Source organism: Spirosoma profusum, from assembly GCF_014699005.1.
In the GTDB taxonomy this organism is placed as follows: domain Bacteria; phylum Bacteroidota; class Bacteroidia; order Cytophagales; family Spirosomataceae; genus Spirosoma; species Spirosoma profusum.
Map to the genome: position 1 here is coordinate 39,559 of NZ_JACWZY010000019.1, position 15,974 is coordinate 55,532.

A 15,974-nucleotide genomic window follows, 5' to 3' on the forward strand; every position below is an offset into this window, starting at 1 on the left:
AATCTTATGTTAATGGAAAAGAATTAGTTTAGACCATATTTGTATTTTGCCGTTACTCTTGAAGAAGTACAAAAATGTGTATTGTTTTCTGAGCTTACGATTGTAATGACTTAATGTTGTACAGCTTTGATTTTTCTGAAAAGAATGTATTGCTGAGTTGTGTCTTGGCTTTTTAAACTCCAACTTTCATTCTTCAAGAGCATATCTTCCTCCCACTTCTCATTATCAAGCTTAAATTTTACTAGCTCAAAATCGGTTCCTGCCTCCACAGTCCAAGTACCAGTAGTTGATTTAAAATAAGGGCTAGTTCTGCTTAATTTAAAAGTGAGGTCGTTGCTTACTAGTAAGGTTAAGTCTGCATATGATCTAACTATTTCTTTTGGATATTTCAGGTTAGTTGTATCAATCCTGTATTGACCCAACATATAGTCTATGTACTCTTGTCTAGGGCCAAACCAATCTTTACTAAACAGTACAAATGATAATAATAATATTAGACTGCATGTGATCGTGATTTTCTGTGCTTTTCCTCTCAGTAATGCTCCTATAAACAGCAGTAATACACCTACTATTACTACCATAATTAATACTGTAAAAATGGTAAACATATGGAAAGGATCTGTTGTATAAGTGCAATTATGCTAACTAAATGAGAAAAAATAAAGGTTGAATATGTTAAATTGACATTACCGCCACAGCATCAATCTCAATTAATAATCCTTCCAGAGCCAAAGCTTGTACACCCAGCCACGTACTTGCTGGAAGGTTTTTATGAGGGAAAGCATTCCTAAATACGTCACCCACAATAGTTGCATCTGTGGGTTTATAATCTTTTACGTAAATAGTGATTTTAACCACATCTTTTGGTGCTGCGCCTACCGAAGCAAGCGCAATTTGCAGATTCTCAAAAGCCTTTGTCGCCTGCCTTTTAAGATCATGCTCACCAACAAGCTTAAGATTCTGATCCATTGCGACTTGGCCAGAAAGATAGATTGTTTGTAGAGAGTCACTTTTAACCACGACTACCTGAGAAAAGGCTTGTTCCCAGTTCGGGAGTTGGGGTGGGTTAATAAAGTGCTTCTCCATTGATGTCTGTTTTATATTGAGGCTGTTTAAACAGGTTTAGTGATTCTAAAGCAATATTAGTATGCATTCCAGCTTCTTTTTACGTACTAGATGCGCTTTTTCGACGTTCGTTTTCTAAAAACTCATTAATTTTACCTAAACCAGCCCATTTGTTACTCCTTTCCTAACCCAATTTAGGACGTAGCATTGGTCCGCCGAATGGATTTTTTGCCCGCCGACATAGCCACGTACGCAGAAGAACACACCTCGCCCGAAGGTGAGTTGCTACGTCGGCTCAATCGCAATACGCACGCGCACGTAATGGCTCCCCGGATGCTGTCGGGGCATTTACAGGGGCGACTGCTGGCTATACTGTCGCAGATGATACGTCCCCGACGCATTCTCGAAATTGGTACGTATACCGGCTACTCCGCCCTTTGCCTGGCCGAAGGACTGACCGACGACGGCCTGCTGATTACCATCGACCAGAACGAAGAACTGGAATCCTTTGCCCGTTCATACTGGCAACAATCCCCATTAGGCCATAAGATTGATTTTCGCGTCGGCTCGGCTTCCGATATCATCCCGACGCTCAACGAAACTTTCGACCTGGTATTTATTGACGCCGACAAACGAAATTATCCACAATATTTCAACTTGATTTTCAGCCAATTACGTCCTGGCGGTTTTATACTGGCCGACAACGTATTATGGAGTGGCAAGGTTGTTGAGAGGGTTAAACAATCGGATCTTGACACCCAATCTGTCTTAGCGTTTAACCAACTGATTCAGAACGACCCGCGTGTAGAAAATGTGCTGTTGCCCGTTCGAGACGGGATTATGATGATACGCAAACGTTGATGTTCAACTGACCCCAAAAACAAACCGCCAACGCGGTACCCGCATGAAAAAAATTACGCTTCCCCTAACCCTCTTCTACGTACTAGTCAGCCTGCTGGTATCAGCCCAGACGCCGGTGCCCACTGTGCCCGAACAGCTTTCTTTTGCTGATATTTCGGTCCGTCTCGACCCCGACGCCCGACGTATCATTCAGCAGGATGTCAACGCCCTCCTATCGAACCGGCAGTACTGGACGGCCAAACTCGACCGTGTAGTGCTCTATTTCCCAATGATCGAGTCGATTTTCATCGACGAAGACGTACCAACCGATTTTAAATACCTGGCCGTACAGGAGAGTTCGCTCACGCCCGATGCCGTATCGTCATCGTCGGCTGTGGGATACTGGCAGTTCAAGCGCGAAACCGCAATGGATTATGGAATGCGGGTAGACGACCAGATTGATGAGCGAAAAAACATCACAAGCTCGTCGCGGGGAGCGGCTAAGTACTTGAAAAAGAGTAATGCACAGTTCAACAACTGGGTAGCATCACTGTATTCGTATTACCTCGGGGCGGGCGGTATTGCCAAACTGATTCCACCCGATTGGTCCTACGCCCGTGAAATCGCTCTTGACGGACGTACTGATCGCTACATCCTCCGTTTCTTCGCCCATAAAGTAGCTATCGAAAACGCCCTCCAGACGCACCAGACCAGCAACCGTTTCGCGTTGATTGAATACCCGAACGGAGGTGGCAAATCCATAAAAACCATCGCCGAAGAACTTGATGTCGATGAGTTTGAGCTTCGAAAATACAACCGCTGGGTGATTGGCGAAACCCTCCCGACCGACAAGGCTTATATCATGGCTGTACCTGTGGCCAGCAATCAGATCAACGATGTTCGGCAGAAAATCGTAAACGTGGGGTCGAAGAAAACCCCGGAATTTGTCCAGAACGATGTTGGTTTTCCAGTACTACGTCGGGTTACGACCGGGTTGAGCAGCAAAAACGACCCGGTACTTTACGAAATCAACGGATTGCCGGGTATTCAGGCGCAGGCTGGCGATAATGCCGCTTTGTTGTCGCGGAAAGCCAAAATTAGTCTGTCGAGTTTCCTTCGCTACAACGATATGGGCGAAAAAGACCCTATCATCGTCAACGATGTGTATTACCTCGCCAAGAAACGAAAAAAAGCGCTTGTGCCCTTTCACACCGTACGCGACGGCGAAACATCGCGTAGTATTTCGCAACGCTACGGTATTCGGCTGAAAAAGCTGATGCGCTACAACCGCCTGGACCGCATCCAGAAATTGCTGACAGGTCGTGTGATGTGGCTCCGCGACCGGCGTCCGGCCAATAAGCCTGTAGAAGTTATTAACGCGCCTGCGCCACCGGTTTACGATCAGACGCCAACCCCGGCGAATCGTGAAGTAGCTTCAGTAAACCCGTCGGCAGGTGCGACACGTACGGTGAACGGTGGTAACAACGTACCCAAAAATGCTTCGGAACGGAAGTTATATCAGCCCAAATTAGTAGGTGGTGGTGTTACGCCCAGCGATGGCACGTCGGAACCCGCTTCTGCTCCCCCTCGTACGGAGCCGCAACGTCCGTCTATTCAGCCAACCAGTTCGCCTGCGTCCACCAATCGCCCAGCTCCGACAACCAGCAGTCCGACAGACGCTGATGGTTCGCAACGGGTCGTGATTGTCCGGACGCCGGATGCTACGCAACCCGTCAAAGAAGTTCCGGTAGCAACAACTCCTGAACGCGACAAGACGGCTGATGTTATTACAAACACTACATCAAAACCAAAAACGTCTGATGCAACTGCCAGTACGCAACGTACTAAACCAACCAACGTATCGGATGCAGATATGGGGCGTCCTGAAACCGGTAAATATGAAGGCCCACGTGAGCAACAGGCTGATGGCTCCTTAACCGCCGTTAGCAAAACGCCTTCGCGGTCGACCAACGCTGACGTAGCAAAAAACGATACTCGTCCTGTAACTCCGGAACGTAGCACTCCTGAACGTACTACACCTGAACGTACTGCACCTGAAACAAAGCCAGTTACGTCGGCACCCAGCACACCTGCTGTTACTCGTCCGACGACCACGCCCACCACAGCGAGTAGTGGCAAAAGTGCTACCGGAACGCATACCGTTGAAGCCGGTCAGACGTACTACAGCATCTCCAAGCTTTACGGCCTCAGCGTCGATCAACTGATGGCGATGAATAATTTAACGAATAACGACGTACTGGAAGTAGGTCAGCAGTTACTTGTTAAAGCCAGCCCGACACGTACCAGTCAGGCATCGGCCCCAGCCAACACTGCTACGTCGACGGACAAATCATCTGTTACGTATCATACCGTTGCCAAAGGCGAAACCATGTTCCGGCTCACCCAGATCTACGGTGTAACGGCCGAGCAGATTCAGTCGTGGAACAACATGGCTGATAACAACGTGAAATTGGGTCAGAAAATCAAGATTGTTAAATAGACGTTTTTGTGATTCTGGTGATTTTTGTCATTCTGAGGCACGAAGAATCTTAACGTATCCTAATTCTCAGGTTTGCCAGCTTCAAGATTCTTCGTGCCTCAGAATGACAAAAATCACCAGAATCACAAAAAAGCTGGAATGTTAAAAATCTAACACTCGATACGTATCAAGCCAAAAAGCTGCTCCAATAATCGGGGTGGCTTTTTCAATGATTGACTGTTCTCTTCGACAAATTTGGGGAACGATACGTATCTTTACGTATATGATTCTCCTGGATAATACCTGCATCAGCGACGATGTTGCTGAAAAGTTTTTCGTTTGCAATCTCGATAAATGCAAAGGTGCCTGCTGCGTAGAAGGCGATATGGGTGCTCCGCTTGAACCTGACGAATCCGCCATTCTCGACCGTATTTACCCTGATATCAAGCCCTATCTTTCACCCGAAGGCATTAACGTTATTGAACAACGCGGTGGCCACGAACCCGATGGTTTTGGCGGCTCCGTTACAACAACTGTAGGTGGGCGCGAGTGTGTCTATGCCATCTGGGACGAGCGTGGCATTCTGAAATGCGGGATTGAAGAAGCGTACAACGACGGCAAAGTCGATTGGAAAAAACCCATTTCGTGCCACCTCTACCCCATTAGAGTAACCAAATACGACGCGTATCACGCCCTCAACTACGACCGTTGGCCTATCTGCAATCCGGCCTGCGGCTTTGGTGAGCAGTTGAATGTACCGATCTATAAATTCGTTCGCGAGGCTCTGATACGTGCCTACGGCGAAGAATGGTATGACCGTTTGTCGCAGGCTATCGAAGAGAAAAGTAACAGTTAATGGCCGAACAACGCGATTATTTTGAGGAAGTTTATGAGGTAGTACGTTTGGTACCGCGAGGCCGTGTTACTACGTATGGCACTATTGCCCGTTACCTCAGTCTTCGGGCGGGAGCGCGCATGGTGGGCTGGGCTATGAATGGCTGTCATAACCGTCCCGACGTACCGGCGCATCGGGTCGTGAACAGTGTGGGAGTTTTATCCGGTAAGCACTTTTTTGGCGAGCCAAACGTCATGCAGCGACTGCTGGAAAATGAAGGAGTTCGAATTGAAAACGATAAGGTCGTTGATTTCAAAACAGTTTTCTGGGACCCGAATGTAGAGCTGGAATTGTGATTTTTTGTCATCCTGACGCAGGAAGGATCTTAATGTGTCCTAGCTCTCTAGTGATGCCACATTAAGATCCTCCCTGCGTCAGGATGACAAAAAGCAGCTACCAAACTTTACGTTAAAGTACAGGTCTATCACCGAATCACAACTTGCAGAGCTTTCTGGAGTTGGTCATAATCCTGACCTTCTATGTAGGCCGCTACGTTACCGGCTTTGTCGATAACCATGAAGCTTGGCGATCCTGTAATGTGAAACTTCTGGTGGAAGCCATACGAATTAGGAACTGGAATGAATGGAAGGGTTTCTGAGGCTAAAAAACGCTCAATATCTTCTTTGGAGTCCTGCAAAACGCCTAACGAAAGCGGGTCAGTTTCAGACCGATAAGGACGTAACACCTCAGCAAAACCCTGTGCCTGTTTCGGTCCCCAGAATGGTTTTCGTAAACTAATCCAGAAGCTGAGCACAACGACGTGGCCCTTCAGGTCAGACAACCGATACACCTTATCGTCGATCCCTTTCATCACGAATTCGGGCATAGGTTCACCTACTTTGGGGCGTAGGGCCGGGGCAAAGCTCGTAAAGCTATGAGTTTGCCTTTCTTCTGAGGTTACGGAGCGGAGTTTATACGCGCTTACTTCGCCATATTCATCGAAAACGGGCTCCAGATGATACCCAAATGGGTCTGCTTTTGTAAGTTCCCGATACTCCTGATACGAAATAGTTTTACCTGTCTTTTTATCAGTAATTTTTGTCGTTTCGTCGATTCTAATTTGACGGCTAATAGCCCCCCGCTCAATGCGCACATTAGGCTGAGCTATTAAGCCGTAATTCGTGAAAATGAACGTAACAACTACAAAAAGAAATACAGATACATTTTTCATAAAACGTTGACCGTAAGAATATTAGCGTAGCACTTTTGTAATCTCATTCAGCTTTTCCATTTTCTGCACAAAATCGCCTTTAAGCTGGTTGCGGATGGCAGTCAGGTTGTCGAGCGTTTCCTGGAGGCTGTCGGGTAAGATATCTTCCAGCACTTCCCGAAACCGTTTGGCAAAGGTCGGCGATTTGCCATTGGTCGAAATAGCAATTTTCAGGTCGCCTTTTTTCACGACCGAACTCAGGTAAAAGTCGCACAATTCAGGCGTATCTGCTACGTTGACCAGAATTCGTTTTCGTTTGCAATCGGCCTGTACCTGTCGATTAACGGCTTTATCGTTTGTACCAACGATCACCAGATCCTTATCCGACAGATAGAGTTCGTGATACGGTTCCTGAATCAACTCCAGTTTAAGAAACTGGCGGGCCAACTCACGAATTTCACTACGTATGTCGGGGGCAACCAACGTAACGCGTGCTTCAGGCGAATTACTAAGCAGAGCTGTCAGCTTTTCGAGGCCAACGTAGCCCCCTCCTACAATAAGCGTATGCAGGTTTTCGGCCTTGACGAAAATGGGAAATAGAGTGTTCATGACAATCGGTAGTAGATAGTCGTCAGTCAATAGCAGTTAAATCTAATGTTGTTTGATACGTAGCACTACGTTCTGTTACAGGTTAATAGCTGTAACCGTTTTCATAAATCCAACTGAATTACGCTGACAAACTTACAACTATTGACTATCGACTATTGACTATTTTCAAATTCAGCAACAAAAAAGCCGCTCCTGTGAGGGAGCGGCCTATCTAGTACGTTATCTCAACTAATCTAGAATCGGAAGCCAAGATTGAAAGCCAGCATGTTACGTTTCGTATCGTTGTTGTCGAAAACGTTTTGCAGACCGAGGTTATATACGGCGTCCAGTGTCAGTGGTCCGAGGTTGATACCAACACCACCCAGGCCATTCAGCAAGGTACGACGTACATCATCTTTGCCGATACCAAACTGATTGCTCGAATTGATGATCATCGTCGATAGTTCGGCACCGACCTGAATCCGCAGACCCAGTGCACTACCCACCCGTACCCCAACATAGGCCGGAATAGCTACAAACTGCTGATCAATCTGGCCACGAATTTCGCCGGCGGTTTGCGAGGGCTGCCCCGTTCCTGAACGTACCAGATTCGACGTAGAGGTACGGTATTCCACTCCTAACTGACCAAATATTGTTCCGCCCGTACGGCCATAAAGACCTGCCTGCCAGCCTGCCCGATAAGCTCCATCAGGAATTGGTTCGTTCACAAAGCGGGAGAAGTTTACACCAGCGTAAATCCCAAATTTACCTTGTTTACCCCACGATCTCTCGCTTTTGGGCGCTGCATCCGATGAATTCATCGAAGCATCCCCCGAATTATACGTAGTGGTCGTAGTCGTGGATTCGTTCGTTCGAGTCGGCGCGCTGTTCATATTGCTGTTACTCATGGAGGAGTTACTGCTGTTCGTAGTGGGCGCCATGTTCGTGCTATTGGTTGTCGGCGCCATATTGGAGCTGTCGGTGGTCATCGAGGATGACCTGTACGTAGTGTCAGTTGTTGCAGGAGACGTACTGTAGGTGCTGTTCGTTGTTGTAGTTGTCGTCGTCTGCGCCTGGGCGAGACCGAAACTGCCAAGGCACATGGCCAGCAGTGGTACATAGGTTTTCATGATGTTTTTCAGAACTCGTTGAGTTGTATAAAAATAAGACGTAATCGAAATTACACCCTATTAACAGCTTATTTGGGGACAATGTTTTGAACTATTCTGTTTTGGCTTAATAGATTGCTTATTAATAATTGTGTTAACTATAAATAATGCCAACAAAGCTTTCAATCATTGAGTTAATGGTATTTGTTAGGTATTCACGGTAAACGGAGCATTCAGCCTATTGGTAAAATCCAGTATATATCGGCCTAAGCTAATACACCAATATTGTAATTTTGCGAACCCAAACTTCAGTACTGCACAGTCGAGATTGATGGACAGACCCATTTTTCTCATTTGTCGAGTATTTGGAAGACAATCTACACGGTCTATGAGAATCATTTGTTTAGCTGCCTGCCTGCTGCTGGGTGGAACAATAAGTATAGCTCAGGTCAAGAAAACGCCCAATCCACCCGCACCCGGCTTCGACCAGTCGGGTTCCGATGCACGGGCCATACAGATTGCCGACGCCGTGATGGAAGCCATGGGCGGACGTACTGCCTGGGATGAAACCCAGTTGGTTGCCTGGACTTATGACGGTGTACGTAAATTTGTGTGGAATAAGTACTCAGGCAGTGTTCGTATCGATAATCTGCGCGACGATCAGACAATTTTGCTGAACATCAATAATGACATGGGGCGCGTCTATCGAAACGGCGAAGAACTCACCCAACCCGATTCGGTGGCGAAGTACGTTAAGCAGAGTAAAAAACACTGGCTCAATGACTCCCACTGGCTGTTTATGCCCTTTAAACTGAAAGATACGGGTGTGACTCTCTGTTACGTTGGCGATGAACCCACTCAGTCGGGCAAACCTGCCGACGTATTGCTGGTAACGTATAAGGGCAGTACTAACGTAGCCAGCGCCCAATATAAAGTATGGGTAGACAAGAAATCACACCTTGTTTCACAGTGGGCTCATTTTCAAGACGGTAATGATAAAGAACCAACCTTTACGTTGCCCTGGGAGGGCTACGAACAACATGGTACCATCTTGCTCGCAACCGAACGCGGGGAGCGCGATCTGAGTGATATTATGGTGTTTACGGGTTTACCTGGTGAAGTCTTCAGCGATTTCACACGTACCGATCTGAGCCGGTATCCTGAAGCGAAATGAGTGATAAACGATAAGTGATGACCGGGCCGCCGGAGCGGTCATCACTTATCGTTTATCACTCATCGTTTATCACTTATCATTTATTCCTTAAGATGGAAGTTTCTGCTATACAATCCTCTATTATTAATCAAAAAACAGTTGGTAAGACGGGCGTTTTACTGGTTAACCTCGGTACGCCCGATAGCCCGGCCGTGCCCGATGTGCGTAAATACCTGCGCGAATTTCTGATGGATGGTCGCGTCATCGACATTCCACTGATTCCACGGTCGCTGCTGGTCAACGGTTTCATCGCACCGTTCAGGGCGCCAAAATCAGCAAAGATTTATAAAGAACTCTGGACTGAAACCGGCTCACCCTTGAAGTACTACGGGCATCAGGTTGAAGAAAAGTTACAGCAACAGCTTGGTAGTCAGTACGTAGTAAAATTAGCCATGCGCTACCAAAGCCCAAGCATCGAAGCAGGTCTGAACGAATTTCAGCAACTCGGCCTGGCTGACATCGTTGTTGTGCCACTGTTCCCGCAATACGCATCGGCCTCTACAGGTTCTGTCTATCAGAAAGTGATGGAAATTGTAAAGTCCTGGGAGGTAATACCCGCCATTCGGTTCGTTAACCGCTTTCTGGAGCACCCGAATTTTATTGAGGGTTTCGCTCAAACTGCCCGGAAATACATGGCCGCGCACGACTTTGACTTCTTTCTATTCAGTTATCACGGACTGCCTGAAAGTCAGATTCGGAAAGGCGACGTAACGAAAACCACCTGTCGATTTGACGATTGCTGCGCAACGTTCCATGCGCTGAATCAGCATTGTTACCGGGCTCAGTGTTTCGAAACCACACGTTTATTAGTCAAAGCGTTACGTATTCCTGAAGGCAAATATGTTACGTCGTTTCAGTCGCGGCTCGGCAGCGATCCCTGGATTAAGCCGTATACTGACGAAGTTATCAAGGAGTTACCCGCCAAGGGCATTAAAAGCGTACTGGCCTTTTCGCCCGCGTTCGTCGCCGATTGCCTGGAAACAACCATTGAAGTTGGCGTTGAATACAAAGAGCTTTTTGAAAAAGCCGGTGGTCAACACTGGCAACTGGTTGAAAGTCTGAACGATAGTCCAATCTGGATTGACGCGTTGGTTGATTTGGTAAAAACAGCGTAACGCGGTGGCAACCCGCAGCCTTAGAGTCTGCACTTTTACATTAATGATTACAGATTCTAGGGCTGCGGGTTGTCACCCGCGCTACAAAACAAGCCCGCTTCTCAAGAAGAGAAAGCGGGCTTTTCGTTACGGCAGATACAGAACCCCTATTTATAAGACATAATTTATTACAACACTCCAATACTCGATATACAGTATCTGGTTCACAGCAATATAGTCTTCCTTATAACTAGTAGTTGTATCTGCATGACATATTATAAACGACCTAAATCTGATAGTGTTTGAAAAAGTATTAATTTTTTTCGTTAAAGAAAAACGCTTCTTTATTTTTAAAATACTGATTATCAAACATTTAATGCTTAAATTATTTATAAAAAATCCCGACCATCGCTGATCGGGACTTGGTACTGAATTTACTATGAATGGTCTTTTAGGCAGCCATACGTAAGGATGAATCTTGCTCAGAGCTAGGCGGAGCAAGCATAGGTGCGATAATGGTATTCATCCGTTCACGCACAAAACTCTCCTGAAGATAAGAGGGCAGTTTGGCTACAAGCTCACGATAAGCCTGAATACCCAATGCTTTAGCAATGTAGGCTTCGTGCACCGAATTTATATGCGCTACAATGTTGACCAGACTTTCGTGAAATAACTTCACATCAATATCGGAGTCGACAAATCGCTCGATCTCACGCGGGCCACCGCCCCGGTTCGACGACGAAATCCGCAGGCGGCTCAGCATATCGAAATACGTCGTATAGCCAATCTGTTTTGCCAGTTGTTTATACTGTTCAATACTGAATTTCTGCAAAATCTCTCCAGTTTTCGGGCTACGTAGCGCCGTTTTCGGATTATTCTGAATCGCATTACGTAGTGCCCGTACACGTTGGTCGCGTGTAGTTTTCAGGAATTGGGCTAACTCGGCCTGCACCGATCCTTCACGCGAAGGAAGCTGCAAATCCGATTTACCTACTACGTTGAACCGCCGGGACATAGGCAACCGCTGAATTCGATAATTATTGATAGGCCCCAGCGCATAATAGCCAATAGAAGCCGGATAATAACCACGTACTACCATGTTACCAATCCGTTTGCGGATTAACTCTTCATTGCTGACGTTAATGCCCTGAACAGCCAAGAACGCACGCGCGCTGAACAAAGCGCTGTAATACGCCTGTGGGAACGTCCAGTGCAGCGAGCTTTGCAGATACTGTTCATCGTTCACGACGGGCGTGATACGTAACGCATATTCGGCACTCCAGCTATTGAGCAACAGTTTCTCCAGCGACTTCCGCGTTTCGTCGGTCACTAATCCGTTAAACTGCTGAAATATCGGAAAACGGGCTATATCAAACAGGTCATTCTGGTGATGGATGTGGTAATCCATCGCGAAAAAATGGTTCAGAAACACCTGCGCCGGAATTGACTTCCGCCAGTTGTCATCGAGTGGCAAATTGCCCGTCGAGGGTTGAGCAAGAGGTGCCTGAGCGTTCGGGGAATGCATCGTTGCGTTGGTTATTTGTTTCATAACTAATTAACGAAAAAAGCCCATTTCACGTTCATTTCCTGGCAATTATTTTCAGCATATAACCCTTTGAAATACAACTATTTAACTAGCATTTTTTAACACTAAAATCAACACTTAAAATAGTGTTAAAATTGACACTAAATTCACTCCCTGAACGTATCATTCGATGCTTACTTTTTTCGCATTTAGGCGTACTTTTGCGCCCTCATAGTACGTTGCCTTTATAAGATGAAGTGGATTAAGTATATAGTGATTGCCAGTTGGCTATGCCTGTGGAATGCATTCCCATCACTAAGTCAGGCCAAGCCACCGCCACAGACTGTCGCTGATGACGGCCTGGCTACGGTAAAAGGCACCATACTCGATGCAGAAACCAAAAAACCAATCGCCGGCGCTACTATTGAGGCCAAAAATCAGAGCGGAATTATACAGGATAAGCAACCTACGAATGCCGACGGTACGTATCAGCTTAAAATCTCCCCTAAGCAAACGTACATTTTTATGGCGAAGGCAAACGGGTACGCTCCTTTTGAAGAAGTATTTGCATTTACATCCGACCGGGCTAGTAGCATAGAAAGAATGCGCCCTACCCTGCTATATCGTCCAGGAAAGCAACCAATAGCCCAACAAACCCAACCCACCACAACGGCATCGGCAGTAAGCCAAACGCAGGCTTCTCCCTCAACCGTTGCACCCTCGGAAATCACCGCTCGCGGAACAGCGCAACCACCAACGTCCAGCACCAGCGCACGTGTAGCGCCCCCAAAAACGCTTGACGCCAAAATTATGTACACGCCCCCACCTCTAGTCGTGGTTCCTGGCAAAACCACGCAGTTGAAGGCAATTCAGTTTGTACAAAGTAAAGCAGAGTTATTGCCCGATGCTCAGCCCGCTTTAGAGCAGCTTCTGGCCTACATGCGTGATCATCCAACAACAGAAATTGAACTGGCGGGTCATACGGATAATCAGGGCGATTTCGATGAGAATTTGCGGCTTTCCAAGCAGCGCGTCGACGTAGTAAAAGACTTTCTGGTTCAGGGCGGCATTGCAGCTAACCGAATTACAACACGAGGCTACGGCCCCACCCGCCCTATTGCCAACAATCGCAACGAAGTGTCCCGCCAGTTAAATCGGCGGGTAGAGATGATTGTGGTGAAGCAGTGACGTAGCACAGGGCTAGTTGCCCTCTGCCCCATGCCCCTATGCCTTTCTCCCCAACCAAAGCCCACCAATCACCAGGAACGTACCGGCAATTGTATATAACGTAATCGGTTCATCCATGAACAGGTAGGAATAGGTAAAGCCGAAAATGGGGCAGAGATAAAGCCAGAGTGACGCCCGAATAGGATCTTGCTTCACCAAATAGAACCACAGTTGAAGCGCTCCTACTGATACCGGCAAAATCAACCAGAGCACTGATGCCCAAAAGCGTACGTCGTAGTGAGCTCCACTGAAATCGGCAAACAGGAACGTAAAGGGCAGTAGAAGTAGTCCGCCAATAAGTACCTGCCAGCCATTAATGACTAGATTGGGTAATCGCCAGTCGAACCGGGCGTAGTACACCGTCGCCGCCGACACCGAGACCATACCCACCGACAGAATAAGCAGACCTTCTATGGTTGCGTAACTGTTTTGCAGGAGTGGATACGTAGCAGCTGCTACGCCTAACAGCCCCAGCACTAAACCGCCTAGTTCGTTCCAGCGGGGTTTTCGACGTAGCCACAATGCAGAAAGCAAGGCAATCAGCAATGGATTGGTAGCGGTAGACAAACTTCCGATACCCGCCGATACCTGCTTCATAGCCAGCACAAAAGACCCTAGATAAATCGTTGTGTTCAGTAAGGCGAAAATAGTCAGCCGTTGCCATTCTATCCGTGTTGGCGACGCATTGGGCAAACGTTGGATACCATACGCGAACAGAACCATTCCACTTCCTGCAATTAGAAAACGAATATTGGCCAGTATCAGCGGATGAACAGATTGGACACCGAATTTTGTAGCAACGGAAGCCGAGGCCCAGAGAGCCGCAAAAAGAAGACCGGGTAATACTGATTTCATTCGTTTCGACTCAATCAAAGAAATCAGTAGGAAGGCTCTGAATTGCTTTAATTGAGCGCATTAGCATGGTAAAATGACTGTCACGAGATAACAGCTTTTTTATTAGTAATTCCTTTTCTAATTCTTCACGCTGATTGCATAATACCTTTGCAGTGTGCCATTCAGCAACGGCATTGACAACCTCATGATGCTTGTCTTTTACAGCAGGTTTTAAATCTTTGTGAAGGTGATTAAGCAAATTAGCCGTATTTACTGCTTTTTGATTGGATGAATCCCGCGCTTTAAATAAAGCATTTCCTCCAAATTCGACAATGTAAATAATTTCCCGCTCTACGTCATCGTCAGGATTACACGGATCAAGGTAACCGCCCTCTGGCGTAGTTTTAGGCTTTTTCTTATTTGCCTTCTGATCTATAGCATACAGATTTTTCCATTCGTATTTAAGATCAGGCCGTTCGTGTTGCGTCAGGAAATGGTCAATCTCCATTTCCTTCGGGCTATCAAACACCTTTTCGGTTAAATAGCACTTACCATTAAAGACTTGATGCAGTACGTCAATTACGTCTGAACTCCGGTAAGAAATTTGGCTGGCTAATGAAGGTGGAGCGGACACGCCCCGTACTACGTTAATCATTGATGGGCAATCTGTTGGGCTTCTTGCTGAGCAATTAATAACTCTAATTCTACTTTTAGGGTCGGAGAAAGATAAGCACTATTCTCATCGTAAATTTTCTGCAAAGCAGCTTTCATTTCCTCCGGTTTATTTCCAAACGTATTTAACACACTGTTGACCTGCAAAATGATATCATCTGCGGCTTTAGAATACTCATTATTCAAGCCAAAATGAGACATCATTAAATCAGAATAACTCCGCCCAACAGCGTCTTCACTGATACGAGTTTCTTTCGTAGTAAGATCAAAAATAGTCGCGTTTTTTATGCTGGCAATTACTGCTGGTGAGTGCGTAGCAGCAATGAATTGTATATTGGGAAATAAGTCTATTAATAGTGGTAAAATCTGCTCTTGCAGTTGAAGGTGTAGATGCGCTTCTGGCTCATCTATTAAAACAATGCCGCAAGGATCATAACTATAATCGTTGACTTGCTTGCGAATAAGATCAACTCGCATAAACAAGTCCATTAAAATAGTTAAGACAGCCGAAAAACCTTCTGGTAATATATCAAATGTAAGTCTACGACCATCTTCTAAATGAAGATAAAATTCATAGCTTTTGTGATCAAATTCGATTGAGTCAATTTTAATCCCAAAAACCTCACTTAGCTTTTCGCGTAGAGTTTTAAAGAAAGCTTCCGTTGTCTTTACTTGTTCAATACGCTGATCAATTTGAGCAAACGCTTGATCAATTTTTTTATTGACTAAATATTGTTTAAATGCTGATGTGAAATAGTTAGTAGAATCTTTAGAATTTAGCTTATCAACAAAATCTAATTCCTTAGAAGGGCCATCAACTTCCTGAATAGAAATCCATCGTCTTGCTTTGAAATAAGAGTACACTTTAATGTGATAATGATTGAAAATCTCTTGAGGCATAATCGCTCTTATTTCCCCGTTTTTATTAATGTTATGAGGTATAGTGAAATTAATTTCTACTTGAAATAAGATCTTCCCGGGAGGAACTGTGGTTTCATTTATTCTAATAACTTCTTTTTCTGCAACTACTGTACTAGCGATTAATTTTGGCCTTTCACTTTCAGGTCTATCCTCAAAAAAAAATCGACGATCAATTGCGCTTAAAATCGTACTCTTACCCGAACCATTCTTCCCTGTAAGAATTAGATGACTGAATGGCTTATAATCGTGTAATTCAATATTAAATTTCTTGTACGCGTAACAATCGTTTACGTACAAGGATTTGATATAAGGAAATTCTTCCGGCTTAATCATAATCGGTGGCTTTTCACAAAGTTAACCAT

The 15,974-nt window shown here is 45.8% G+C and carries 16 protein-coding genes; 7 read left to right on the forward strand and 9 right to left on the reverse strand.

What is annotated here, in order from left to right; all coding sequences use genetic code 11:
• Positions 1–110: 110 nt before the first annotated feature.
• Both IC229_RS20585 and IC229_RS20590 read right to left on the reverse strand, forming a co-directional pair.
• Positions 111–608 (reverse strand): hypothetical protein, encoded by a 498-nt coding sequence (locus tag IC229_RS20585; RefSeq protein WP_190888902.1) that lies wholly within the window; start codon positions 606–608, stop codon positions 111–113.
• 67 nt (positions 609–675) lie between these two features.
• Positions 676–1,086, reverse strand: coding sequence for a RidA family protein (locus tag IC229_RS20590; protein ID WP_190888903.1), 411 nt, complete (start codon positions 1,084–1,086; stop codon positions 676–678).
• Positions 1,087–1,284: 198 nt separating this feature from the next.
• Between IC229_RS20590 and IC229_RS20595 the strand changes: the two genes are divergently transcribed.
• From IC229_RS20595 to IC229_RS20610, 4 genes are all read left to right on the forward strand, one after another.
• Positions 1,285–1,926 (forward strand): O-methyltransferase, encoded by a 642-nt coding sequence (locus IC229_RS20595; RefSeq protein WP_190888904.1) that lies wholly within the window; start codon positions 1,285–1,287, stop codon positions 1,924–1,926.
• A gap of 43 nt (positions 1,927–1,969) precedes the next feature.
• Entirely contained in the window at positions 1,970–4,405 is a 2,436-nt protein-coding gene (locus IC229_RS20600) for a LysM peptidoglycan-binding domain-containing protein (RefSeq protein ID WP_190888905.1), read from the forward strand.
• Between the two features lie 262 nt (positions 4,406–4,667).
• The gene (locus IC229_RS20605; protein WP_190888906.1) at positions 4,668–5,240 is read left to right on the forward strand and encodes a DUF3109 family protein; all 573 of its coding nucleotides are present in this window, start codon (positions 4,668–4,670) and stop codon (positions 5,238–5,240) included.
• Positions 5,240–5,575 carry an MGMT family protein gene (locus IC229_RS20610; RefSeq protein ID WP_190888907.1) on the forward strand — a complete coding sequence of 112 codons (336 nt, stop codon included), beginning with the start codon at positions 5,240–5,242 and terminating at the stop codon, positions 5,573–5,575. Before IC229_RS20605 ends, IC229_RS20610 begins: the two co-directional genes overlap by 1 nt.
• 128 nt (positions 5,576–5,703) lie before the next feature.
• Here IC229_RS20610 and IC229_RS20615 read toward each other — a convergent pair whose 3' ends face one another.
• From IC229_RS20615 to IC229_RS20625, 3 genes are all read right to left on the reverse strand, one after another.
• Entirely contained in the window at positions 5,704–6,450 is a 747-nt protein-coding gene (locus IC229_RS20615) for a TlpA family protein disulfide reductase (protein WP_190888908.1), read from the reverse strand.
• A 21-nt stretch (positions 6,451–6,471) separates the two neighbouring features.
• On the reverse strand, positions 6,472–7,038 hold the full coding sequence (locus tag IC229_RS20620) for a precorrin-2 dehydrogenase/sirohydrochlorin ferrochelatase family protein (protein WP_190888909.1): 567 nt from the start codon (positions 7,036–7,038) through the stop codon (positions 6,472–6,474).
• A 233-nt stretch (positions 7,039–7,271) separates the two neighbouring features.
• Positions 7,272–8,147: a PorT family protein gene (locus IC229_RS20625; protein ID WP_223834102.1), complete on the reverse strand. Its 876-nt coding sequence runs from the start codon at positions 8,145–8,147 to the stop codon at positions 7,272–7,274.
• 367 nt (positions 8,148–8,514) lie between these two features.
• Between IC229_RS20625 and IC229_RS20630 the strand changes: the two genes are divergently transcribed.
• Positions 8,515–9,300 (forward strand): hypothetical protein, encoded by a 786-nt coding sequence (locus IC229_RS20630; protein WP_190888910.1) that lies wholly within the window; start codon positions 8,515–8,517, stop codon positions 9,298–9,300.
• 92 nt (positions 9,301–9,392) lie between these two features.
• On the forward strand, positions 9,393–10,454 hold the full coding sequence (hemH, locus tag IC229_RS20635; protein ID WP_190888911.1) for a ferrochelatase: 1,062 nt from the start codon (positions 9,393–9,395) through the stop codon (positions 10,452–10,454).
• A 430-nt stretch (positions 10,455–10,884) separates the two neighbouring features.
• On the opposite strand, the gene IC229_RS20640 is transcribed toward hemH, so the two are convergent.
• The gene (locus IC229_RS20640) at positions 10,885–11,982 is read right to left on the reverse strand and encodes a hypothetical protein (protein ID WP_190888912.1); all 1,098 of its coding nucleotides are present in this window, start codon (positions 11,980–11,982) and stop codon (positions 10,885–10,887) included.
• A gap of 228 nt (positions 11,983–12,210) precedes the next feature.
• On the opposite strand from IC229_RS20640, the gene IC229_RS20645 reads away from it, so the two are divergent.
• The gene (locus IC229_RS20645) at positions 12,211–13,146 is read left to right on the forward strand and encodes an OmpA family protein (protein ID WP_190888913.1); all 936 of its coding nucleotides are present in this window, start codon (positions 12,211–12,213) and stop codon (positions 13,144–13,146) included.
• A 36-nt stretch (positions 13,147–13,182) separates the two neighbouring features.
• On the opposite strand, the gene IC229_RS20650 is transcribed toward IC229_RS20645, so the two are convergent.
• The 3 genes from IC229_RS20650 to IC229_RS20660 are packed head-to-tail and all read right to left on the reverse strand — an operon-like array spanning position 13,183 to position 15,945.
• The gene (locus IC229_RS20650) at positions 13,183–14,040 is read right to left on the reverse strand and encodes a DMT family transporter (RefSeq protein WP_190888914.1); all 858 of its coding nucleotides are present in this window, start codon (positions 14,038–14,040) and stop codon (positions 13,183–13,185) included.
• A 10-nt stretch (positions 14,041–14,050) separates the two neighbouring features.
• Positions 14,051–14,674 (reverse strand): hypothetical protein, encoded by a 624-nt coding sequence (locus IC229_RS20655; RefSeq protein WP_190888915.1) that lies wholly within the window; start codon positions 14,672–14,674, stop codon positions 14,051–14,053.
• The gene (locus tag IC229_RS20660; RefSeq protein WP_190888916.1) at positions 14,671–15,945 is read right to left on the reverse strand and encodes an AAA family ATPase; all 1,275 of its coding nucleotides are present in this window, start codon (positions 15,943–15,945) and stop codon (positions 14,671–14,673) included. The genes IC229_RS20655 and IC229_RS20660 overlap by 4 nt, the downstream gene beginning before the upstream one ends.
• Positions 15,946–15,974 lie beyond the last annotated feature (29 nt).

Coding starts and splice junctions, on each gene's coding strand:
- IC229_RS20585 (WP_190888902.1), bottom strand. CDS start 608: ATGTTTACCATTTTTACAGTATTAATTATGGTAGTAATAGTAGGTGTA.
- IC229_RS20590 (WP_190888903.1), bottom strand. CDS start 1,086: ATGGAGAAGCACTTTATTAACCCACCCCAACTCCCGAACTGGGAACAA.
- IC229_RS20595 (WP_190888904.1), top strand. CDS start 1,285: ATGGATTTTTTGCCCGCCGACATAGCCACGTACGCAGAAGAACACACC.
- IC229_RS20600 (WP_190888905.1), top strand. CDS start 1,970: ATGAAAAAAATTACGCTTCCCCTAACCCTCTTCTACGTACTAGTCAGC.
- IC229_RS20605 (WP_190888906.1), top strand. CDS start 4,668: ATGATTCTCCTGGATAATACCTGCATCAGCGACGATGTTGCTGAAAAG.
- IC229_RS20610 (WP_190888907.1), top strand. CDS start 5,240: ATGGCCGAACAACGCGATTATTTTGAGGAAGTTTATGAGGTAGTACGT.
- IC229_RS20615 (WP_190888908.1), bottom strand. CDS start 6,450: ATGAAAAATGTATCTGTATTTCTTTTTGTAGTTGTTACGTTCATTTTC.
- IC229_RS20620 (WP_190888909.1), bottom strand. CDS start 7,038: ATGAACACTCTATTTCCCATTTTCGTCAAGGCCGAAAACCTGCATACG.
- IC229_RS20625 (WP_223834102.1), bottom strand. CDS start 8,147: ATGAAAACCTATGTACCACTGCTGGCCATGTGCCTTGGCAGTTTCGGT.
- IC229_RS20630 (WP_190888910.1), top strand. CDS start 8,515: ATGAGAATCATTTGTTTAGCTGCCTGCCTGCTGCTGGGTGGAACAATA.
- hemH (WP_190888911.1), top strand. CDS start 9,393: ATGGAAGTTTCTGCTATACAATCCTCTATTATTAATCAAAAAACAGTT.
- IC229_RS20640 (WP_190888912.1), bottom strand. CDS start 11,982: ATGAAACAAATAACCAACGCAACGATGCATTCCCCGAACGCTCAGGCA.
- IC229_RS20645 (WP_190888913.1), top strand. CDS start 12,211: ATGAAGTGGATTAAGTATATAGTGATTGCCAGTTGGCTATGCCTGTGG.
- IC229_RS20650 (WP_190888914.1), bottom strand. CDS start 14,040: ATGAAATCAGTATTACCCGGTCTTCTTTTTGCGGCTCTCTGGGCCTCG.
- IC229_RS20655 (WP_190888915.1), bottom strand. CDS start 14,674: ATGATTAACGTAGTACGGGGCGTGTCCGCTCCACCTTCATTAGCCAGC.
- IC229_RS20660 (WP_190888916.1), bottom strand. CDS start 15,945: ATGATTAAGCCGGAAGAATTTCCTTATATCAAATCCTTGTACGTAAAC.